This window comes from Pseudomonas sp. P110(2024) (assembly GCF_057480795.1).
This window is the reverse complement of the sequence record NZ_JBLIYT010000010.1, coordinates 70,875-91,876: the sequence shown is the minus strand read 5'-3', so window position 1 is coordinate 91,876 and position 21,002 is coordinate 70,875. Positions and strand designations below refer to the sequence as shown.

Here is a 21,002-nt window from a genome sequence, read left to right as displayed (position 1 = left end):
TCAATAACCGGCGTCGGCGTCAGCCAGGTCGTCGGCATCGGCTTCGGCTGCACCGGCCTTGGCGGCAGCTGCTGCAGCGGCGGCGGCACCCGCGGTCAGCAGCTTGTCGCGAATCTGCTTCTCGATCTCGCTGCCAATGGCCGGGTTCTCTTGCAGGTACTTGGCGGCATTGGCCTTGCCTTGACCGATTTTGTTGCCCTGGTAGCTGTACCAGGCACCGGATTTTTCCACCAGGCCTTGGGACACACCCAGGTCGATGATCTCGCCGTTGCGGTAGATGCCCTTGCCGTAGAGGATCTGGAACTCGGCCTGACGGAACGGTGGCGAAACCTTGTTCTTGACGATCTTGACGCGGGTTTCGCTACCGACCACTTCGTCGCCTTCCTTGACCGCGCCGGTACGGCGGATGTCCAGGCGCACCGAGGCGTAGAACTTCAGGGCGTTACCACCAGTGGTGGTTTCCGGGCTGCCGAACATCACGCCGATCTTCATACGGATCTGGTTGATGAAGATGACCAGGCAGTTGGCGTTCTTGATGTTACCGGTGATCTTGCGCAGGGCCTGGGACATCAGGCGGGCCTGCAGGCCGACGTGCATGTCGCCCATCTCGCCTTCGATCTCGGCCTTCGGCACAAGGGCGGCCACGGAGTCGACGATAATCACGTCGACGGCGTTGGAGCGCACCAGCATGTCGGTGATTTCCAGGGCCTGTTCGCCGGTGTCCGGCTGCGAGACCAGCAGGTCGTCGACGTTGACGCCCAGCTTGCCGGCGTACTCAGGGTCGAGGGCGTGCTCGGCGTCGACGAAGGCGCAGGTGGCGCCGTTCTTCTGGGCTTCGGCGATGACCGACAGGGTCAGCGTGGTTTTACCCGAGGATTCCGGGCCGTAGATCTCGACGATACGGCCTTTCGGCAGGCCGCCGATGCCCAGGGCGATGTCCAGGCCCAGGGAACCGGTGGAAATGGCAGGGATGGCCTGGCGCTCGTGGTCACCCATGCGCATGACCGCACCCTTGCCGAATTGGCGTTCGATTTGACCCAGGGCCGCAGCCAAGGCGCGCTTCTTGTTGTCGTCCATTGAAATCCTCACGTGTTCGACGTGGCCCTGACGGCCGGAATAACTGTATAAGTAGCCAGTATTATTCCACAGCGATTCGTTTCCGCAAACCCCCGTCGGGCGATTTACTCCGCACCAAGCTGTAACAAGCCGTCTAACGCGGCGATCACCGTCTGTCGGCGCACCGCTTCGCGGTCGCCGTCGAAGTGGCGGCGCTCACTGCTTACATGGGTTCCGTCGGCCCAGGCCAGCCACACCGTGCCCACCGGCTTGGCCGGCGAACCGCCATCTGGCCCGGCCACGCCACTGACCGCCACCGCGAAGCGCGCCCCGCTGGCGGCCTGGGCGCCCCGCACCATGGCCTCGACCACTTCCTGGCTGACCGCCCCCACCTGGGCGAACAACGCCTCGGGGACGCCCAACTGGCGGGTTTTCTGGGCATTGGAATAGGTGACATAGCCGGCCTCGAACCAGGCCGAGCTGCCGGGGATGCGGGTGATCGCCTCGGCGATGCCGCCGCCGGTGCAGGATTCGGCGGTGCTCACCTGGGCGTTGAAGCGCCGCAGGTGTTCGCCCAGGCGGGTGGAGAGTACGGTGATCGGGTCCATGGCGGCTCCTCGTTTGCGACCGCCATACCCTACCATTCAAGCCAGACTCAGTCCTGGCTTGCCTTACGCCGACGGGCCAGGCGCAGCAATGGGTAATGCACCAGCACGACATAGCTGAAGACGAACGCGAATTCGAGCGCAAGCAACATCATGCTGGCAAAAAAGGGATACAAACCAGGGTGATTGCCCACCCAGCGAAACTTCGCACGATGGTGAGCGAAATCTGTGTAGCCGAAGTAGTTCTGGGCAAGTAGCACCCCAACCACCACCACCCAACCGACATGGAAAAATAACTGGCGGCGCAATGACAGCACCGGCAGTAGCTCCAAGGGACGTAGATGATGGCGGCATACCAGCAGCGCCAGGCCGATTGAACACAACGGTGCGGCGATCGCTACATAGTTGGCGACCGCCTTGGACATCAGCGCAAAATTGGACGACCAGACACCCACCAGCCCCAGCAGATGCTGGTCAAGCAGGCGATCCAAGACCAAGGCTTGCTCCTGACTCAGCGTCGGCACCCAACAGGCTAGCAGGAACACCGGCACCAGGCTCGAGACCGTGATCAGATACAACGGCCAGTGACTGGCCGTGTGTTTCGTATTCAACGTCACAACTCCTTGCACAGACAGGTTGCGAGGCACCGAGAGCAACATTGTGCGCGCTCGGTGCAAAGGTATCAGGGTGCTACTACGCCCGTGACCCACTGATTGATCTGGTCGACCTTCTCGGTATCGAAGTATGAGCTGGCAGCACCGATGAAGACGGCCGCCAAAACGGTTCCCGCCACTGCGCCAGCGGGGACGGAAACCAGAAAGCCCAGGGCGATGCCAGCCATGGCGCCCGCCAGACTGCCCGCCACCTTGCCGACGACAGCACTTTCCAGTTCCAGAAGAAAGGGTTTCCAGTCACCGGTCTTGAAACCGCTCACTGCCGAGTCAACCAGCCCGGCAGCCTGAATGACGCCACCGGTCACACCGAAGGCCTTGCCCAAACGCAGCATGTTATCGCCAAGCGTGGCCTTGTCCAGCGCCTCAAGTGCCTGGGCAACCGCCACCGAGTCCTTGGCGTTCAGCCGCAAGCCGGGGTTTTGCGACAGCTTTTCGAAGGCCTTCAAGGCCTCCTGGTAGCTGCCTATGCGCTTGCCCGCGATGCCCTTCTGCATGTCGTTGGCGGCCTGCGCCACCTGGTTGCCAAAGCGATTGGCGATTTCCTTGCCAATATCACTGGCGTAGGTGGCCGCTTCCTTGTAGGACTCTTTCTCCAGCGCATCGCGGCGCGCCTTCTCCAGGGCATCGAGCTTTTCGCGCAACTGCTCCTGCGCCTTCAAGTCGACATACAACGCCAGGGCTGCGGTATAAAGCGAAAGCTCGACATCCAGTGCCGCCGGCACATCGTAATCGTCCAGCTTGCGCAGTTCGTCGATCACTTCCTTGATGCTGCGGTCATCGAAACGACCGCCCTGCTCCGTGGCCAGTCGCCCACGGTTGAATGCGATCTGCTGGTCGCGAGTAGCCATCATCGACTTGATGATCCCAATGGAGCGCTCGGCTTTCTTCGAGTCCGGCAGCGCCGCAGTGCTACCCGCGGCGGCTTCGGCCGCAGCCAACTCGGCATTGAGGCTGGCCGGCAGGTTGCGCTCCTTTCTGAGGTAGCTGTCACTCAGTTCATTACGCATCTCGACGATCTGATAGGGCAACATGCCCCACATATCGACGCCCAGGTCATAGTAGGCATCCGGGCTTGGCCAACCCTGCCCCTCCAACACCGCTTCAAGCACTGTGCCGTTCATCAGCGCGGCAACGTTGAGTGCATGGTGGGAGGGTTCACCATTGACACCCAAAGGGATAGTGATGCCTCCCGTTGAACTTCCACCGCGTCCCCCTCCACCTGAGGACCCCGAAGGGGGAATGCCACGGTCCACGATGATGTTCTTTTCGCCCATTCTCTACTCCTTGAATTGGCTTGCTTGAAAAATGGCCGGCCCCACGAAAGTGAGGCCGGCCATGGAAAAAAGATAAGAAATGCAGATCAGTGCGACAGTGCACGCACATAAGCCTGGCACGCCCGCAGGGCGATCAGTCCACGGTCGCCTTCGTCGGTGATGGCGACAATTCGTCGAGCATGCGCCGGGTCAAGTCGGGCGCGTACGGGGCCATGATCCACGCCGCTGGCGCCGGCGGCGGCAGGCACTGGGGCACAGGCGGTGTCGCGCTCGACCAGGACCGACAGGCGCAGATCGGCAGTAGCAAGGCGGTCACGCAGGCGAGCCTGAGTCTGTTGGGCATTGGTCAGCTCCTGGAAATGCTTCGTTTCACTGTCATGCAGGCGTTGTTCGAGGTCCTGGCGCTGATCGCGTTCGGCGAGCAGCAGGCCGTGCAGCGCTTCGGCCTGGTCAAGGCGCTGCTGCACCAGCGCCTGTTCCTGCTCGGCCAGCTGACGTCCGAGGCGCCAGCCCTGCAGCTGCCAGGCCAGTGCCGCGGACAACGCCATCAGCCCGAGGCACAGCGCCAGTTGCAGGCGGCTCAGCACAGCACCTCCCGCGCCCGCGCCCACAGTTCGAGGCGTTCCGACAAGCCGTTCAGGCCGCCGTTGATATGCCGGGTAATGCGGTTGAATTCCCCCTGGTCGGCCAGGGCGTTGAGCCCGCGCGAGTGCCAGAACCAGGCCGCCGATTCGCAGGCCCAGCGCGGCTGCTCGAGCATCTGCGGTTGCGCCAGCAGGCGTTCGTCGCCGAACAGCGCACGGCTGCAGGCCTGGTAGTTGTTGCGTCCGGTCACCTGGATCAGGCCACGGCCGCAATAGCGCTGGCCATCGCCGTCGGCTTCGGGCGTATTGCCCAGGCGCAAGGCCAGGCTGCCGGTGTCGTAGCGGGCCAGATAGCGGTCGCCGCCCAGTTCCTTGACGTAGCGCAGCTGACCGGACTCATGGCCGACCTGGGCCAGGAACGCGGCAATGCGTTTGGGGTGGTCGATCTCCCAGTTGGCCATGGCCGTGTTCAGCGCCGGCAGGAAGGCGGCGACGCGTTGGCCGGCGAGCGGGTAGATCTGCTTGAGTTGCTGTTCAGTGAGCGGCATCGGTGCATTCTCCATTGCGGTCTGATCGAAAGGCGGCCGGTGCCGCCTGTGGCTCGCTCATGGGCGATGGCTCGAAGCGCGTGGCTTTCACAGGATTCAAGGTATGGCGAGCGCCGCACCTGATCTGGAGCTCGGAAACAGGGTGATGCGGCCGGCTGACAGCGACTATAGGGAGCGCCACCGCCGGCAGGCATCGGGAAACCCTCACCGCCCTGTCTCAGGCCTTGAGCGAACCCGCCCGCCGAGGCGCGGAACCCTTGGCCTTGGCCTTGCCCTGGCGGCCGCCGTTGCACTGCACGGTGGTGCGCCAGCCGCTGCTGGTGAACACCTGCTCGACCGACTCGATCAGGTAGTGCCCATCGAGCCCAGCCAGGAAGCCCTGGACATCGATGGCGCGCTCGGCGAACAGGTCGGTGCGCCCGGGCATGTCCAGGCGCACGCTGGCGGTGTCGCGGTTGAAGCTGGCCAGCCGGGCGCGGGCTGCCTGCTCCGCCGCCGCGCGGTTGGGGTACAAGTGGCGGTCGGTGTAGACCGGCTGCAGGCCGTCCGGCGCATCGTCATTGACCAGTTCCACCGCCTGCAGGCGCCCGCTGGCGCTGTCCTGGTGGCGGGTCCTGACGGCCTTGTGGGTACTCTTGTCAGCCAGGCGAAACTGCCACTGGCTGACGTCGCTGCGGGCAATACCGATCCCCCCCAGGGACTTGCCGCTGGCGCTCTGGCCACCCTGGCGCGGCAGCACCAGCAACTGGCCGTTGGCGAGCTTGGCGGTGCAGTCGTGCAGGCGCGCCAGGCGGGTGATGAAGTTGAAGTCCGACTCGCTGTACTGGTCGACCCTCGGCACCTGCACGGCCACCGGGCACACCGCCTGCCAGCCATTGCGGGCACCGATCTCGGCGACGATGCGCTGCAGCGTAGCGTTCTCCCAGCTGCCGCTGCGGATTGTCTTGCCGCTGCCGCGCAGGTCGCTGGCCTTGCCGCGGATCACCAGGGTGTCCGGCGGGCCGGACAGCTCGACCTCGTCCACGGTGTAGCGGCCCAGGCGGTTCAATGGCTGCCCGGCGTAACCCAGGTGCACTTCGAGCATTGCGCCCCTGGCTGGCAAGGCCAGGGCGCCGTCCCGCGCATCGAGGCGCAGTTCGAACTCATCGGACTCCAGGCCCGGCTTGTCGGTGGTGCGCAGCAGCAGCAAACGGTCGTTGATCAGGGTGGTAATATCGTTGCCATCGGCGGTGATACGAAATTGGGGTTGCACGATTGAGGCTCCAGATCAGTCCCATAGTTGCACGGTATCGCTCGTCGTCATCGGCAGTTCGGGCAACAGGATCCTCACCCCGGCGCGAAACGGCTGCGCCTCGTCCGCCAGCCCCTGGTTGGCATCCAGCACGGCCTCGACCGTACCGGCCAAGTGGCCGTAGTAGTGCTGGCAGAGCGTATCGAGCAGGTCGCCCTCAGACGTTGTGCAGGTCTTGGCCATAGCTCACGAACTCCAGTGAAAACCCTTGTTTGCGCGGAATGCCGCCGGCCAGCAGGACGCTCTGCTCCTCCTCGATGCTGGTCAGGCACCAGGTGCCGAGCACCTCGCCGTAACCGGTGGTCAACGACAGCGGCAGCAATTGGCGGCCGATGCTGCGCAGCGTCTGCAACTGGCCCAGACCGCCCTTGAACCCGGGGAAGATCGCGCCACGGATGTTGATGCTCTCCTCGCCCAGGCTGACCGCCTGCTGGGCGTTCGCGCGGCTCAGGCGCTCCTGCCCGGCCCAGCGAAAGCGCGTCTGCCGGCGTAACTGGTCGAAGGCGGCGGTGTCCAGATTGAAGTAGTACGGCGCCGCGCCCGCCTTGAGCGGTTGCAGCACCAGCAAGTGCGGGAACGGCTTGACCGCTTCGGCGGCCGGCGTCGCCTCGGGTGCGAAGCCCAGCGTCGACAGCACGCCATTGACGGTCGAGCGCACCTCCCCCACCACACGGCGAATCGCCGCACCGGCCTTGGCGGCATGGGCGGCGAAGCCGTCGATGCGATCACGCACCTGGCGCACCACCGCCACCGTCTGGTCATACTTGGCTAGCACCTTGGCAACCCGGGCCTGGGCGTTGGTGATTGCGCGCATGGTGCGCTGCAGCTTGGCCCCGATGATCGGGCCGACCACCGGCAAGCCTTCCAGCTCACCCACCGCGCCCTGTATATGGACGATCGCGTCGTTCATCGGATCGAGCATGGCGTCGGCACGCCGACGCCCTGCCTCTCCCGCCTTGACCAGGGCGTGCAGCGTGGCTTGCAGCTGCTCCAGATAGGTCATGGATCCTCCTTAAAGTGCGATATGTGGGGTGTCGGCCAACTGCGCGGAACGGGCCTGGCGCATGAGTTCCTCGAGCTGGCGACGGGCGATGGTCTCCAGTTGCGCAAGCGTGCCTGGGTCGTCGAGGCTATTGGTGACACTGACGGGCATGTTCGAGGTGAACGTGAACTGCTGGTTGTAGACGGCTGCCGGCGGTGTGGCAGCAGGTGTCGATGTAACGGCGGGCGGCCCCTGTGCAGGTGTCGCCTGACTGCTTATCGAGCGCACCACATCACCGGGTACGGCCTTCTGTTCGAGCGTGTCCTTGGGCGCAGCGGACGTAGCCCCGCCGGCCTTGGCTGCAGCATCCCCTTTGACCGGCTGATCCTTGCCGCCAAACCAGGTCTTGCCCAACCAACCGCCGAGCTGATCGCCCACCATCCCACCCAGTGCGGCACCGAAGGTGGTGCCGAGCACCGGCACGACAGAGCCGATGGCCCCGCCGACCAGCGTCCCGACCAACCCACCGACGGCGCTGCCGTAGCCTTCGGCTTTCTCGCCATCAGGCTTGTCGCTGGTGAAGGTTTCCAACCCTTGCCGCGTCGCTTTCAGCACCGCAGGCTTGGCCAGGACCTTCATCGCCGCGCCAACGCCCCTGGGTTCCGGTGCTGAGGCTGCATCGGGTGTAGGTTGAGCCGTTTGGGAAGCTTGCGCGCCCTCCTTGGCAGGTTCGCTTGCCGCGGCAATCTTGTTGCTTGCGGACTTCGCGCCCCCCGGATCACCCTCGGCAGCAGGCGTTGCGGATGACTCCACGTTTTTGGCGGCCGGTTTGGCAACCTCCTTGTCACCACCGAACCAGGTTTTACCGACCCAGCCACCGACCGCCTCACCCACCATGCCGCCGACCGTGGAGCCGACGACAGTTCCCAGGCCCGGCACGACCGAGCCCAAAGCACCACCAACCAGCGTGCCGACCAAACCACCTACAGCATTGCCGTAGCCTTCGGCCTTCTCGCTATCGGACTTGTCGCTGGTGAATGTCTCAAGGCCTTTACCCACGGCTCCAAGTACCGCTGGCTTGCCGAGCGATTTAACGGCACCGCCCATCTTGGCGAGCATTCCCTTGGGAGCGTCGGCTGCTGCTGAGGACGGCGTGACTGGCGTTGAAGTGGGTGCTGCTGGTGGCTTATCCGCCACGGCCTTCAGCAAACCGCTAGCGGGTGCTTGCATGGGTGCAGCTACCAGAGGGACCTGTGCACCAGACCCGGTTGCATCACCCAGAGCCAACAAGCGTTGGCCCGCAAGTGTAGCGCCGGCCCCGAGCTCGCCAAAGGCGCTGCCCAAGGCCGGTAGCGTGCCTGCGTCAACCTGTGCCTCGAACAGGCTGACCGAGGGCCCGGCCAACTGGAGCGGCGATGCAGTCGTGGCAGAATTATCCGCAGACGCCTCAGGCTTGCTGCCCTTGTCGTCACTGCTGTCGGTGAAGAAGTCGTACAGCCCCTCGCCAGCGCGACCGCCAAGCTTCTCGCCCAGGTAGGCACCAAACAGGCTGCCGTACTCCTCACCACGCTTGCCGCCGCTCGCACCGCCCTTCGCCGCCCCAAGGGCCGCGCCAAGGAGGTTGCCGGCAAGCTCGCCGATGGCAGCACCGACACCCTTGGACTTCGCCCGGCCATCCTCACCGGTCACCATTGCCTCGGTGCCCTTCAGCAGCGCTGTAACAGCGCCCATCTCGGTCTTGCTATTGACCGCCTTGACGGCCCGCTGCCGCTCTTCAGGAGACAGACGGCGACTGGCCTTGTATGCCGCAATCCCCCCTGCGGCAAGCCCACCCAGGCTTGCCATGACGATTCTGGTTTTCTCGCCGGCACTACGGGGCGTGGATGTGGTTTTGGCCGGTGTCGTCGGATTGACCGGCGTCCCAACCGTTGTCTTGCCGTTCGCCGCCGGCAGCAGCAAGGGTGGGTGCCAGACGCTGCGAGCGGGCAACGGTTTGAGTCGCGGCAACCCTGCGATCACCTGCCCGAGGCGAACGTAAGCCTGCTGCAGATCAGCGACACGATCGCCTTCATCGCGCAAGCGCTCGACCTGCGTGTAATGACTTCCTGCCTGTTCACCGGCCAGCCTCCTGCCGACCTGCCCCGCCTTGTCCAGCTCCAACCCCAGACGGATCACCTCTGCGATGAGGCGTCCCAGGCGGGTGCCATCCGCCTCCATGCGCAAGTGTCCGATGCGCTGACGGAGCTTATCGAACGCGGCGCCCAACGGCCTGTCGGCGCTGACGCCGAGCCCGAGGGTGAACACCTGTGTGTTCGCCATGGGTTCCTCCTTGTCATTCCGCCAACCACCAGACCATGTCGCTGTACGACATGGTCATGATTTCGCTGGCGGAAAAGTTCAGCTCCTTGGCCAGCCGCCTGGCGGCGGCCTTCTGCCGGGCAGGGTCAAACCTCGTCGTCCTGCACCAGGCGAAAATAGCCAGTCTGCAGGCGGCTGTAGTCCTTCAGGGCCAGGCCCTCGAGGTCCTTGACGCCAACCTCGGCGAGCGAGGCGAACAGGTTCAGTTCGCGCTGCTCGTCATCGCCCACGCCACCGGCCTGGGCATTGCGGATGTCGCGCACGGTCGGTGCGCGCAACGACAGGCTGTCAACCTGCACACCGTTGGCCTCGCTGGGGCGCGACAGGCGCACGGTCACGCGCTCGGCGTCGACGGTCAGCCATTGCGGCAGTTTTTTCGCTTGAGCCATCGAGCGTTCTCCTTAAAGACCCAGGGCGGCGCGCTGGGCGGCCAGTTGGTCGACGCCGTCGATCACCCGCTTCATGCCCAGGGCGTCGATTTCGTAGACCAGGCGGCCATCGACTTCCAGCTTGTAGTAGGTGACGGCGACGTTGTGCTTGATCTCGGCCTTGTCGCCGGACTTCCAGTCACCCATGTCGATCTCTTTCAGCGAACCGCGCAGGGTGACGATGACCGGGTTGATCTTGCCCTTCAGGCCCTTGAAGGCGCCGCGGAAGGTGCCGTTGAAGGCGGTGCCGTCGGCCAGGCCGAAGAACTTCAGCGACTCGCGGCGCACGCCGGTGGTGGTGAAGGCGGCCTCCTGCTTCTCCATGCCCTGGTCCATCTCGACCGGCATGTCCATGCCGCCGGGGCGGTGCTCTTCCATCTTCAGGGTGAGCTTGGGGAGGGTCAGGCTGGGCACGTCGCCCTGGAAGCTGACGCCATCGACGAACAGGTTCAGGTTGGCCAGTGTTTCGGGAATCATTGCCATGTGGATGCGCTCCTTAAGCGGCGGAATCGAGGACTTCGGTCAGCCACTGGTTGGTGACTTCGACGCGGAAATTGGGGTTTTCGGCAGGCGGCACATCGGTGAAGCGGATGTTCCAGTACACCTTGCCCTGCTCCAGTTGGCTGGCGGTGTTCAGTTCCGGATCGGCGAAGACCTCGAAGTTGATGATCGCGCCCTGGTTCTTCAGGTCGCGCATGAAGGCCTGCAGGCCTTCGGTGACGTCCTTGACGTAGGTGGCGGTGATGGAGCGGTCGACGGCCCACTTGTGGCCGTAGAGGATCGCGTCCATGACAATGTCCATGGTCCGTACGCGGGTGACGAAAGCCCATTTCGGGTCGCTCGACAGGGTGCGGTTGCCCCACAGGCGGAAGCCGTCGTCGCGGATGATGGTGGCGATGTTGGCGTTGTTCAGCAGGTTGGCGCGGCAGGTGTCGTCGCCGTCGAGGAACTCCACGGCGCGGGTGGTGCCGGTGATGCCGACGAACTCCTTGTTCGAAGGCGAAGCCCAGAAGCCGTACTCGCGGTCGGTGAAGGCGAACAGGCCGGCGACCCAGGCCGACCCCGGCGCGTCGACGGTGGCCTCTTCGGCGTTGTCCCAGTAGCGCACGCCCGGATCGACCAGGAAGGCGCGCTTGGCGCCGAAGTTCTTGGCGTAGGCGATGGCCGCTTCATCGGTGGTGTTGGGGCCGTCGATGATGGCGATGGCGCGCAGCTTGTCGGCCAGGGCCACCAGGGCGGTGCCGACGGCCTGGGTGGCGCTGTGCTTGGGGGTGACCAGCAGGCGCGGCTGGGCGTTGAAGCGGCTCTTGCCGTCGAGCAGCGCCTGCAGGCCGGTGCGCTTGCCGTCGGCCAGCACGTTGCCGATGATCGCCGAGGTCTGCTCGGCGGCATCTTCGAGCTTGGCCACGCCGCAGGCGACGATGACCGCCTTGGCGCGGCTGTAGATGGCGCGGCAGGCCTTGGTGATCGCCGCGTCCTGGCCGAACGCCGCGACCGCTTCGCGCTCGCTGGTGATCAGGATAAGGTCATTGGCCTTGGCGGTGACGCCCGGGCCTTCGGTGAAGGTGTCGACCAGGCCGATGATCGAGGACGACGGCAGCGCGATGCTGCGGGCGCCGGTGTCGACGTTGGTCACGGTGACGCCGTGGAAGAATCCACTCATAAAATCTCCAGATATGAAAAGGCCTCGCATCGCGAGGCCTGAATAGGTGTCGTCGGCGAGTACCGAAACGCACACAAAGAAAAGCCCCGACAATGCGGGGCGTTATTCAGTCAGTTCAACGAGCCACGGCGGCGCTGCGGGACGATCAGTCACGACAGGGAACGCATCGGCCGCCGGCCAGTCACGCAGCGCTTGGCGATAGACCAGCAGCGCAGTGTACTGCTCATCAGATAGCGTCGGTGTCAGCCCCAGTTCCATCTCATCGCGGTGGCGCGTGACTACCCACTCATGGCAGTTCAGCTCAGCAGTGCGCCAACGCCGTCCAATTTCCCGTACAGCATCCTCCGTCAGCACAGGGTCAACGATTGTCGGGACGCCGCCTTCGCCTGGGACCAGCACCTGACCGGTGGCCTCTGCACGTAACAGTTCCCCATGACGCTCAGCACTGATTGACGCCCCTCCGTTGTCATCCAGTGAAAAGCTAAACCGCCTGTCGTACTCAACCCATTTTGCCCACATTTCCATGATTCCCTCCCTTAGAAACCAACCGCAATCCAGCGGACCTGTGCAACCAGCGACGTCGTGCTGACGATATCCTCGCGCCGGGACTGGAAGCCTGTCGTCGTAAGCAATCGGCTTTGCGAAACGATCGTTGATTGAGCCAACGCCCCATCGTGAGTGAGGATACTGGCTAGGCCCGGAACAACACTGAACTCAAGTGGGAAAGTGACCGTCGTTTCCGCGTCTGCGCTACTGGCTGTGTGGACGCCCCACTGAACCATGAACCCACCTAACCAGGTAGGAAACTTGATCGCATTACTGCCACCGCTACCAGCCTTGATGAAGGTGAAGCCGAGCCGCATCTTCGCAGGCGTGACGACGTTGACATCAGTGCTGCCGGTGTCTACCTCAACTTGACTCGCAACTGCTCCAAACAGCAACGGATTGCCGTTCCACTTCAGTCTGCCCACCGAGTCCATGATGAGTTTCCCAGCGACTCGCCCAAACCAATGAAAGCCGAGTCCAGGCGCGAAAATCTCTCGATCATCGGCCCCGCCGGCCTCATTTGCTTCCCGGAGCACAAGGGCGCTCGAATCATAAGATGCACCGGGGAATGGCGAGGCCAGGACCGGCTGTTGCCGAGTAACGGCACCACCACCAGCTACCAGACGGTTGGCCAGCTCGACCTGAACAAACCCCGTGGTGGCAAGCTGAGCTGTGTTTGTACCTTTCGGGGCCGTCGGGGCTGTCGGCGTACCACCGAATGCAGGCCCAACCAGCGGGGCCAGCTCGACAGGAAGCCGCCAAGTGCCGTCGCCATTGCTGCCACGGCCCCAAAAGCGATCGGTGTATGGAATGTTTGCCAGCTCGAAACCGCGATTACCCGCATAGGTAGTACGCTGCACGAATGCATAGGCCCCATAAGGCGAGAAATCGGCGGGGTAATAGTAATGCCCCGACGCCAAGGTCGGCAGTTGGCCAGAATTACCAACAGCACCGGTGTTTGTCGCCCCCAGCCCATAGGCGTTCAACGTATCTCGAACGTGCTTTGTTGTAGCGATTTGGGCTGTGCTAGTGCCAACGTTTGCATTGGGAGCGATCGGCGTACCGGTTAGCGCCGGACTGATAAAATCGGTCTGGTCGAGAAAGGTATTCGAACTGCCGGTGAAAACATTCGAGACCCTGCCCTGCGTAATCTCAACACCCTCCCCTACACTCATTTTCACCATGAGTTTGAACGCGCCAGAGGTGGCATTGCGGAGCGTATAACGCCTCATTACTCTTGGCAGGATGATCGTACGGTCTCCGGTCAAAGCGCCCACCAAATAGATGATCCCTTTGCTCGCCTGATCGTCGGCCAAGATGAAATCGCCTGCACCAGCCACGTCCACCGAAACTGAGCCGTGCAACGCAGAATACACAAAGTCCGTGGTCGCCAGGTTCTGGCTGGCATCCAGTGGGCCAGGCGACGGCGCCTTGGGCGTACCAGTAAATACCGGGCTTTCCAGCGGTGCTTTCTTCGCCAGCTCCTTGAGCACCGTGGCGGAGAAATTCGGATCGTTGCCCAGCGCGGCTGCCAGTTCCTTCAGCGTGTCGAGGGCGCCCGGTGCGGAGTCGACCAGCCCCAGTATCTCACCCAAGACAAAGGCGGTAGTGGCCACCTGAGTAGTGTTGGTGCCCTTGGTAGGGGTAGGGGCAGTCGGGACGCCGGACAATGCAGGGCTCGCAAGCGGCGCTTTGAGCGCCAGTGCAGTGTCCACCTGGCCCTTGGTATAGACATCCGTCAATCCGTATCCAGCTGCCGTGGTCGGGTTGGACGCGGCATTCACTCGCCCATACTTGTCTACCGTGACACTACGGTAGGTTCCAGCCGTCACTCCGCTACGGCCAAAAGCCATTTCATAATCCTGGGCACTGACACCCAGGTTGATCGGTCCATCGCTGACCAACTGCCAGGCACTATCAGCGTTGGCCGCGCCCTTCTCGACCAGCACCAGCAGGCCAGGCGTGACCTTGGCATCGCTGTCGGCATCACTGCAGCGAGTCCATGCGCCTGCGGCCACTAGGTAGAGACCATTGTCCTTGGCCGCCGCCTGATCCTTGACCAACACCCGGGTGCCCGCCTGCAATGCAACCCCATCGATGGTTTGCAGTCCACTCAAGGTAATGGCGGCAGTGGTCGCCACCTGCACCGAATGCTTGAAATCCTGCCGCGCCAGTTCCTCGGTGACCCACTCGCGAGTGGCCAGCACCACCGCCGGATCGATCTTCAACTGCACATTACTGGCACTGCTGACGATCAGGTTCATGCGCACCACCTGGGTGCGCCCCGAGCCCTGGCTGAGCAACGGTTTATAGGTCGGCGCGCAGTTGGCCACGGCGACCATGTCGCCATCGGCGTCGTACAGCGCGATCTCGCGGATCCACTTGCCGCCGACATCCGCCGGGATGACCTGCTCGGCGACGATGATCGCGCTGTTCTTGTCGTCCACCTTCAGCTGGTTCAGCGGCGCCCGGCGCCATTCGTTGATCAGACTGGTCTGGGTGGCGTTGGGGGTGGGGTCGGTGCCGTTGGCGTCGCCCACGCCCATCTGGGTGATTTTCCACGGGATGCCCAAGGCATCCGCGTTGGCCTGTTTCGCCGCGCCCACGTTGGTGAGGATGGCGTAGAACTGGGAATTCTGGTCAACCATGTGCAATGTCCAAGGTATCGATTGTGTGTTCCCGGCCGCCACGCCCCATGGCGCCACTGACGATCAGGTCAGGAGGTGCCGGCGGGTAGACGTCGAGTTCGTCGCCGTCCTGCAGCGCGCAGCCGAAATAGAGACCGCCACGGCTTTCGAGACTGATCGCCAGACCGGTCATGTGGCGGCTGACCGGCCGGGCGTCGTCGATCAGCGACGACAGTTCGTTGTAGGTTTCCTCGCTGATGCCGGTGTCGGTCACCCCGACCTTCAGGGCAAAGGTCCCCGGTACGCCGGCAGGCTGGGTCTGCCACCATTCCTGCACCTCGATGAGGTAGCCGAATGGCTCGACCACCCGCCGGAGAGCGCCGAGGGTGCCCTTGTGGGCGTGGACGAAGAACGCCGAGCGGATCACCGAGCGCTTGATCGCCTCGCTCCAGCTGTCGTCCCAGCGGTCCACCGACCAGGCCCAGGCCAGCTGGTAGAGCAGGTGCGCCGGGCAGGTGTCGGGGTTGTAGAGGGTGCGCAACGTGACCTTGAGGTCCTCGTCGGCCGCCACCTCGATGGCCCGCTCCAGCGGCGTGCGGTTGAGCGGCAGAAGGCTCTGCATATCAACCTCCCCGCCGCAGTTCGATGCCGGTGCACCAGGCGGCCTGGGCCTTGCTCGGGCGAATGTCGCTCCAACCGACCAGCTCGACACGGCTTACGCCATCAATGTGCAACTGCGCGTCGATCCCGGAGCGGGCGACCTCGACGCCAAGGCGTCGACGCGGATTGACCCAGGCCTGGAGACGGCGCCGGCATTCGCTGAGGATCGCCTCGAACTCCGGGCCGTTGTCGGCCATGTGCAGCACTGCCTCGACGCGGTACGGCAGCACCTCGGCGCTGCGCACATTGACCCGGTCGGCGACCGGGCGAATATCGTCGTCGTTGAGGTAGGCGTTTACCTGCGCCAGCAGCTCGGGGCTGGCCACGCCGTCGTTGTCCAGGCTAAGCACAGTAACGTCCACCACCGCCGGCGACGGGCTTTCGGCGGTCGCGTCGGCGACCCGCCCCGAAGCGTTGCGGGCATGGAGGATGTAGCTGTTACGCGGACCGGCGGTGGTCAGGCCTTCGTAGACCAGTTGCACCCGTTCGCGCAGGGCGTCGTCTGATTCGAGCACGGCCTCGGTCGGTGGAATCGTGCCCGGGTCCGCCGCCTGGATCACCAGGCGTTGCAGGCTGACGTTGGCCGCCAGCTGATCCAGATCGCTGCCCTGGGCATAGGCCAGTAGCAGCGCCTTGGCCGCGTCATTGATCCGTGCCCGGTTGAGCAGTTTGCGGTACGCGCCGACCTCGAGCAGCTTGGTCACAGGGTCGCTTTCAAGATTGGCGGTCCAGCCGTCGCCCAGCTGGGCACGGAAGCTGGCCAAGTCCTCCTGGTACAGCGCCTCGAAATCGAGGTCTTCAAGCAGTTGCGGAGCGGGCAGTTTCGACAGGTCGACCTGGCTCATACCGTCACCTCCACCAGGGCGTCATCCCCCAGGTAACGACCGCTCAAGGCCAGGCTGACCTGGCCATCGAGCACCGCGACGACCTTGACCCGCTCCAGCTTCAGCCGCGGCTCCCAGCGCCCCAGGGCCCTGGCCACCTCGGCCTGCACCGCACTCTTCCAGCCTTCGTTGACCGGCAGGTCGACGTAACGGCGCAGCTGGCTGCCGTACTCCGGACGCATTCGCCGGCTGCCCAACGGCGTGGTGAGAATGTCCTCGATGGATTGACGCAGGTGGGCCACGCCCGACAGGGGCTGGCCGGTGCGGCGGTCCATGCCGATCATGGGGCACCTCCTGGAATTGAGGCTCCAGGTAGCCTGTTCGGATAGCGCATGGTTATCACCTGGCAGGCAGGAAAGGGTTGCCCGGACAAGCCGGACAGCCGTTTCAGGAGACGAAGTCGTAGGTCAGGGCGATGGCCGCCGTGGCGTTGTTGGCGACGGTCCACAGGCCGTAACCCGCCGGGATGAACAGCTGATAAGGCAGGGTGTACTGCGAATCAATGCCGCCGTTGATCCCGCCCATGATGGCGTGGACGCTCATGTCACCGAGGTAGGCCGGCGCCTTCGGGCCGGTGTACAGGTTGAGGATGCCGCCGCCGGTGCACAGGGTGGCAGTGCGCAGGTACACGCCATCCTTGTTATCCGCGGCGCTGAAGACCTGGCTGACGGCGGTTGGGTGGGCGTTGAAGAAATGCTTGCCGACTTTTACTGCTTCCATGTTGCTTTACCTTTTGAGTCGAAATGATGGGTCGCGGCACATGCCGCGCTCATGTCGCTCAATGGCGATCTTGCTGGGCTCAAGGCCTTAGGCTCTGTACGAAATGTATCTGCACTCGCCCATACTGCGTTGAAACGGGGCTCGGAATGCTCATGTACTCCAGTACAGTCGGGCGCGACCCCGGCCGTTCCGCCCCCCGTTTCGCCTTGTCTGGCCTTCGCGCAGACACATTTCGTACAGGCCTTGGTTCAGTGCTTGTGGTTGGCGGTGTTGCCGGCCGTGTCGATGATCCGGCCACCGCCGTTGATGTCGCCGCTGACCGTCAGCGGGCCGTTGATGGCAACCTTGCCGGTCAGGGTGATCGACGCGGCGTCGAGAGTGATGGCGTTGTCGCTGACCACCAGGGTGCTGGCGCCGACCTTGACCGTGGCCTGGCCGCTGGGCAGCTGGATGTCATAGCGTTTGGCCTGCCAGTCGTAGGCCAGTGAGCCGCCATCGTCGAAGCGCCAGACCTCGACATGGTCGCGGTTGTCCGGCGCCGTCCCGGCATTGCCGTACAACCCCGCGACGAAGGTGCCCAAGGCCGGTTCGCCGCTGGGGCTGATCAACACGCCCTGCTCGTCCAGGCTCGGTGCCCGCCAATGGCGGGCCTTGCCGGCAGCCTGGGCATGCCAGCGCACCCAGGCGCTGGTCCAGCCGCCGCCGTCGGACACCCGTACCCGGGCCGCGGCCAGGTCCACCGCCACTACCCGGCAGGGAATCACCAGGCTGGCCAGCATGCGATCGTGCATTGCGCTGGCGTAGCTCATGCCAGGTCCTCCGGTGACAGGTACTTGTCCTGGTTGCCGGGCCCGGTGTCCGGCGCGAAGCCCAGCATCAGGCTGCCCGCCGGCTGGTCGGGCCAGGGCCACTGGACACTGCCCAGCAGGACCGGTTGCTCCCATTGCACCCGCCAGGAAGTGCCCTCGGCTTCGGCGAGGATGTCCCGTGCGCCCTCGACGTAATCAAGCCCCCAGGACTGCTGGCGCAGCACATCGATCAGCTGCGCCGCCAGCACGCCGGCCTGCGTCCGTGCCTGCGCGGGGGTGCCCTGGGCGGTGACGCGGGCCTCGAAAGTCGCCATCAGCAATGAGCGACCGTCACGCAGCGCCTCGTCGCCACGCATGCGCAACACGCCATGGACCAAGGCCGGCAAGGCTGGTTCGAGCGTGACGTCGCCCTCCGTGGCGACCGTGGCGAAGGCCGGCAACGTCGCCCGCAGAGTGGAGGTGACGGCCGCGTACAACTGGGCCAGTTCGCTCATGCTTGTGCTCCTTGAACGCTCGGTTCGACGAAGGCCGGGCCCGTGAAGGCCCGGCGCCCGACTCAGAAGTGCCAGGTCCAGATGTCGATCGGCTTCTGGTCAGGGTTGATCTTGCGGATATGGCGATAGGTCGGCTGGAAGCCGAAGCGCGCCCATACCGGTTTCTCGTCGAGGATGGCGATGCTGCCGTTGGCCTGCAGGCGCAGCACAGCGCTGGCATGGCCGCCGGTATGCGAGTGCCACAGCACCGCATTGCCGGCACCGTAGACCACCAGGTTGCCGTCACCCTGGAACACCGCGCGCACGGCGCCCTTGCCTTGAGTGCCGGCGTTCCAGGTGGCCGCGCCGTTCGGGCCATAGGCCACGAGATTACCGTCACCCTGGAACACCAGCTTGCTGGCGCCCGCGCCGTACACCACGCCCTGTATCAGCTCGGAGCCAGGTGCCAGCAGCAGCGAGTCGATCGCGCCAGGCACCAGCGGGATGGCCGGCGTGCCGTTCCACAGCGCCAGCGAGTCGACCAGCACGATATTGCCGTCGTCTTGCAGCACCAGGTGGGTACGGTTCCACTGGTCGTTGCTGGTGAAGGTGCTGTTGTCAGTCAGCCACACCCGGCGTCGCGAGTAGTCGTCGAGGAACGCGCCGTACTGAACGTAGAAGGCCAGCGGGGCCTTCTTGTTGCGCAAGGGAATAGTCGAGCTGAAAGGTTGCTGTTCATTGGCGACCCAGACGGTGGCGCCGTTGTCCTGGATCACCAAATTGCCATCGCCCTGCAGCAGCAGCTTGAAGCGCTGATTGGGCGACAGCAGGTACTGGCCCGCCGACAGGGTCTGGTAAGCGGGCAGCACCGAAGTGCCGACGCCGTTGAAAGGAATGCGGGTACGACCTGCCATGGTGTTTCTCCTACTGGATCGATTGAAGGGGAGCTGGACTCTGCGGCCCGTCCTGATCGCTCGTCGGCACGTTGTCGAGGCCCGTGGCCTTCATGTGGTTCAAGGTCGCGCAACGCGAGCACTTGATCTGGACCACCGCCGCCCCGCCGATGCGGGCCAGCAAGCGGTTGCATTTACCGCAGCGAAATTCGTTGAACATTCGCTTTTCTTCCTTGTTGCCACGTTCATTCTTCGTCCTGGCGTACAGCCGCGGGCTGTTCGTCCAACCCCAGCCGCCGAGCGGCCCAGCGCTCGTAAAGGCCGATGGCCACGTCGGCGCCGGCCATGGCGGTAAGGCAGCCAAAAGCGCTGGCACTCCAGATCGACATGCCGCTGGCGTACAGCAGCATGACCGTCGACACCCCGCAGACCATGCAGGCCCCCGAGCGCAGCGCCAGCCGCCTGAGCAGCCCCCAGCCGCGGGCGCCGGCCTTGTCGGCGCGCCACATCTCGCCGGAAAGTCCGCCCAGCAATGCCAGGAGGATCACCAGCCAGAGCGGCATCTCCAGCAACGTCTGTTGCTCGTTCGTCACGTTCCTGTCTCCTGTGTGTTTGCCCGCCGGCGACAGGCCGGCGGATCGTGATTGGCTTGACTCGGCATTCCAAAAAGCCCGCTATGCAGGCTTTTCAGTAATGCGCGGTGTAACCGTCGGCCACGACTGGTGACGCCGTACGGTTGCGCTTCAAATTGGTGACTCCGACCGCGGCCGCCTGCCCGCCGGATAACTGATCGTGGTGCTTTACGCTGCACACCCGGGCCAGTTGCCAACCCTCTGAACAGTCGAGGCCTGTTCATCGCTGCCTGTATCTCAACCGGTTTGCGTCCGGCTTGGGATACATATTATGCATTCATGCATATGCAGTCAATGCACAAACTCAAATTTTTATGCATCAGCTTTTGCTCCTATGCATGGAGGCCTGATCCGACGTGGATGTAGGGGGGTTCTGAGGACGAAAAAAAACCCGCCGAGGCGGGTTTCTATCGAGGCGCGGGGATCAACGGGCGTACATGCCCCACCAGAAAACGTGACCGAGGAGGCTGATCTGTTCTTCCTGCATCTGCTGGAAGCTGTAGTCCTCGTCGGGGTGCTCATCGCGGTTGAAGCTGCGCAGGCGGATGCCGGTGGGCAGGCGGTACACTTGTTTCACCCGCAGCTGGCCATTGTGGTTGATGGCATAAAGGTCACCGTCGATGATGTCGCCGATGGTGCTTTTACCGGTATTGACCCCGACCGTGGCGCCATCGCGCAGCACCGGCAGCATGCTGTTGCCACGTACCGTCACGCACTTGGCGTTGTCGAACTGCACGCCATTGTGGCGCAGGCTGCGTTTGCCGAAGCGCAAGCGAGCGTTCTCGCTTTCCTCGATGACGAATCTTCCTGATCCTGCTGCCAACTCGACCTCACGAAGAAAAGGAACGGAGACCTCGTCGTCCTCGACGGGGGTTTCATCGTCCCACAGGCTGATATCGCTCAGGGCCGCGTGGCCCTGGGCGAGCGGGGCCGCGTCACGAGACTCGCCGAGTTCGACACGGCCGCGCAACTGGTCAGTGCTCACGCCGAAGTACTCGGCGATCTTCGAGACGTGCTTGTCCGAAGGATCGACGATCTTCTCGCTGAGGATCCGCGACAGGGTGGATTGAGGCACGCCCGTGCGCCGATGCAGCTCTGTAGGGGACAGGCCGTGGCGGGCGAGCAGTTCTCTGAGTACGGAGGCTACGTTGCGTTTTTGCATAATGCGCATAATGCAACCGCGGAAGCGAAAATGCAATGGGCCCTGCAACAGGCAACCTGCGCAGATTTGCCCCATCCCATCCGACCTGCGTCGACCGGAAAAAGCCTGTACCATTAGCGGTTTCGAAATTTGC

At 64.0% G+C, this 21,002-nt stretch carries 25 protein-coding genes and 1 pseudogene; all 26 read right to left on the bottom strand.

Translation table 11 applies throughout. The features are described 5' to 3' along the window. The 26 genes and pseudogenes from recA to AC25ND_RS16920 all read right to left on the bottom strand — a co-directional run bounded on the left by recA (position 1) and on the right by AC25ND_RS16920 (position 20,878). The gene (recA, locus tag AC25ND_RS17045; protein ID WP_028690616.1) at positions 1 to 1,077 is read right to left on the bottom strand and encodes a recombinase RecA; all 1,077 of its coding nucleotides are present in this window, start codon (positions 1,075 to 1,077) and stop codon (positions 1 to 3) included. A gap of 104 nt (positions 1,078 to 1,181) precedes the next feature. Then, the gene (locus tag AC25ND_RS17040) at positions 1,182 to 1,664 is read right to left on the bottom strand and encodes a CinA family protein (RefSeq protein WP_028690617.1); all 483 of its coding nucleotides are present in this window, start codon (positions 1,662 to 1,664) and stop codon (positions 1,182 to 1,184) included. Positions 1,665 to 1,711: 47 nt separating this feature from the next. Further along, positions 1,712 to 2,272, bottom strand: a complete 561-nt coding sequence (locus tag AC25ND_RS17035; RefSeq protein ID WP_236179294.1) for a hypothetical protein — start codon at positions 2,270 to 2,272, stop codon at positions 1,712 to 1,714. 71 nt (positions 2,273 to 2,343) lie between these two features. Beyond that, entirely contained in the window at positions 2,344 to 3,609 is a 1,266-nt protein-coding gene (locus AC25ND_RS17030) for a colicin-like pore-forming protein (protein WP_186596891.1), read from the bottom strand. 86 nt (positions 3,610 to 3,695) lie between these two features. Then, the gene (locus tag AC25ND_RS17025) at positions 3,696 to 4,157 is read right to left on the bottom strand and encodes a lysis system i-spanin subunit Rz (protein WP_186596900.1); all 462 of its coding nucleotides are present in this window, start codon (positions 4,155 to 4,157) and stop codon (positions 3,696 to 3,698) included. A 32-nt stretch (positions 4,158 to 4,189) separates the two neighbouring features. Beyond that, a complete protein-coding gene (locus tag AC25ND_RS17020) occupies positions 4,190 to 4,741 on the bottom strand; it encodes a glycoside hydrolase family 19 protein (RefSeq protein WP_182323114.1) in 552 nt (183 codons plus the stop codon). A gap of 217 nt (positions 4,742 to 4,958) precedes the next feature. After that, positions 4,959 to 5,993: a phage late control D family protein gene (locus AC25ND_RS17015; protein ID WP_486976455.1), complete on the bottom strand. Its 1,035-nt coding sequence runs from the start codon at positions 5,991 to 5,993 to the stop codon at positions 4,959 to 4,961. A 15-nt stretch (positions 5,994 to 6,008) separates the two neighbouring features. Next, positions 6,009 to 6,215 (bottom strand): tail protein X, encoded by a 207-nt coding sequence (locus AC25ND_RS17010; RefSeq protein ID WP_028690634.1) that lies wholly within the window; start codon positions 6,213 to 6,215, stop codon positions 6,009 to 6,011. Beyond that, positions 6,190 to 7,035, bottom strand: coding sequence for a phage tail protein (locus AC25ND_RS17005; protein WP_486976454.1), 846 nt, complete (start codon positions 7,033 to 7,035; stop codon positions 6,190 to 6,192). Before AC25ND_RS17005 ends, AC25ND_RS17010 begins: the two co-directional genes overlap by 26 nt. A 9-nt stretch (positions 7,036 to 7,044) precedes the next feature. Continuing rightward, complete coding sequence (locus AC25ND_RS17000; RefSeq protein ID WP_186596887.1) at positions 7,045 to 9,333, bottom strand: tape measure protein; 2,289 nt, start codon at positions 9,331 to 9,333, stop codon at positions 7,045 to 7,047. Between the two features lie 125 nt (positions 9,334 to 9,458). Then, positions 9,459 to 9,761, bottom strand: coding sequence for a phage tail assembly protein (locus AC25ND_RS16995; protein ID WP_028690637.1), 303 nt, complete (start codon positions 9,759 to 9,761; stop codon positions 9,459 to 9,461). A 12-nt stretch (positions 9,762 to 9,773) separates the two neighbouring features. Beyond that, a complete protein-coding gene (locus tag AC25ND_RS16990) occupies positions 9,774 to 10,283 on the bottom strand; it encodes a phage major tail tube protein (protein ID WP_062574912.1) in 510 nt (169 codons plus the stop codon). Positions 10,284 to 10,296: 13 nt separating this feature from the next. Beyond that, positions 10,297 to 11,463: a phage tail sheath subtilisin-like domain-containing protein gene (locus tag AC25ND_RS16985; protein ID WP_069016700.1), complete on the bottom strand. Its 1,167-nt coding sequence runs from the start codon at positions 11,461 to 11,463 to the stop codon at positions 10,297 to 10,299. A gap of 102 nt (positions 11,464 to 11,565) precedes the next feature. After that, positions 11,566 to 11,988, bottom strand: coding sequence for a tail fiber assembly protein (locus tag AC25ND_RS16980; RefSeq protein WP_186596885.1), 423 nt, complete (start codon positions 11,986 to 11,988; stop codon positions 11,566 to 11,568). 11 nt (positions 11,989 to 11,999) lie between these two features. After that, positions 12,000 to 12,245 (bottom strand): gp53-like domain-containing protein, encoded by a 246-nt coding sequence (locus tag AC25ND_RS16975; RefSeq protein ID WP_420917103.1) that lies wholly within the window; start codon positions 12,243 to 12,245, stop codon positions 12,000 to 12,002. A gap of 1,359 nt (positions 12,246 to 13,604) precedes the next feature. Next, a pseudogene (locus AC25ND_RS16970) lies at positions 13,605 to 14,657 on the bottom strand (phage tail protein); the annotation flags it as partial. Further along, positions 14,650 to 15,258: a phage tail protein I gene (locus AC25ND_RS16965; RefSeq protein WP_186596883.1), complete on the bottom strand. Its 609-nt coding sequence runs from the start codon at positions 15,256 to 15,258 to the stop codon at positions 14,650 to 14,652. The gene AC25ND_RS16965 and the pseudogene AC25ND_RS16970, both read right to left, overlap by 8 nt. A 1-nt stretch (position 15,259) precedes the next feature. After that, entirely contained in the window at positions 15,260 to 16,141 is an 882-nt protein-coding gene (locus AC25ND_RS16960; protein ID WP_062361278.1) for a baseplate assembly protein, read from the bottom strand. Next, positions 16,138 to 16,464: a GPW/gp25 family protein gene (locus AC25ND_RS16955; protein ID WP_028690641.1), complete on the bottom strand. Its 327-nt coding sequence runs from the start codon at positions 16,462 to 16,464 to the stop codon at positions 16,138 to 16,140. Before AC25ND_RS16955 ends, AC25ND_RS16960 begins: the two co-directional genes overlap by 4 nt. 103 nt (positions 16,465 to 16,567) lie before the next feature. Next, entirely contained in the window at positions 16,568 to 16,900 is a 333-nt protein-coding gene (locus tag AC25ND_RS16950; protein ID WP_028690642.1) for a hypothetical protein, read from the bottom strand. A gap of 248 nt (positions 16,901 to 17,148) precedes the next feature. Then, a complete protein-coding gene (locus tag AC25ND_RS16945; RefSeq protein ID WP_028690643.1) occupies positions 17,149 to 17,709 on the bottom strand; it encodes a phage baseplate assembly protein V in 561 nt (186 codons plus the stop codon). Beyond that, positions 17,706 to 18,203, bottom strand: coding sequence for a hypothetical protein (locus AC25ND_RS16940; RefSeq protein ID WP_028690644.1), 498 nt, complete (start codon positions 18,201 to 18,203; stop codon positions 17,706 to 17,708). The genes AC25ND_RS16945 and AC25ND_RS16940 overlap by 4 nt, the downstream gene beginning before the upstream one ends. Positions 18,204 to 18,265: 62 nt before the next feature. Next, entirely contained in the window at positions 18,266 to 19,096 is an 831-nt protein-coding gene (locus AC25ND_RS16935; protein ID WP_236248505.1) for a putidacin L1 family lectin-like bacteriocin, read from the bottom strand. A 10-nt stretch (positions 19,097 to 19,106) separates the two neighbouring features. Beyond that, positions 19,107 to 19,295: a zinc finger domain-containing protein gene (locus AC25ND_RS16930; RefSeq protein WP_028690646.1), complete on the bottom strand. Its 189-nt coding sequence runs from the start codon at positions 19,293 to 19,295 to the stop codon at positions 19,107 to 19,109. Between the two features lie 25 nt (positions 19,296 to 19,320). Beyond that, the gene (locus tag AC25ND_RS16925; protein WP_028690647.1) at positions 19,321 to 19,668 is read right to left on the bottom strand and encodes a phage holin family protein; all 348 of its coding nucleotides are present in this window, start codon (positions 19,666 to 19,668) and stop codon (positions 19,321 to 19,323) included. A 463-nt stretch (positions 19,669 to 20,131) separates the two neighbouring features. Further along, entirely contained in the window at positions 20,132 to 20,878 is a 747-nt protein-coding gene (locus AC25ND_RS16920; RefSeq protein WP_082337656.1) for a LexA family transcriptional regulator, read from the bottom strand. Positions 20,879 to 21,002: the final 124 nt, after the last annotated feature.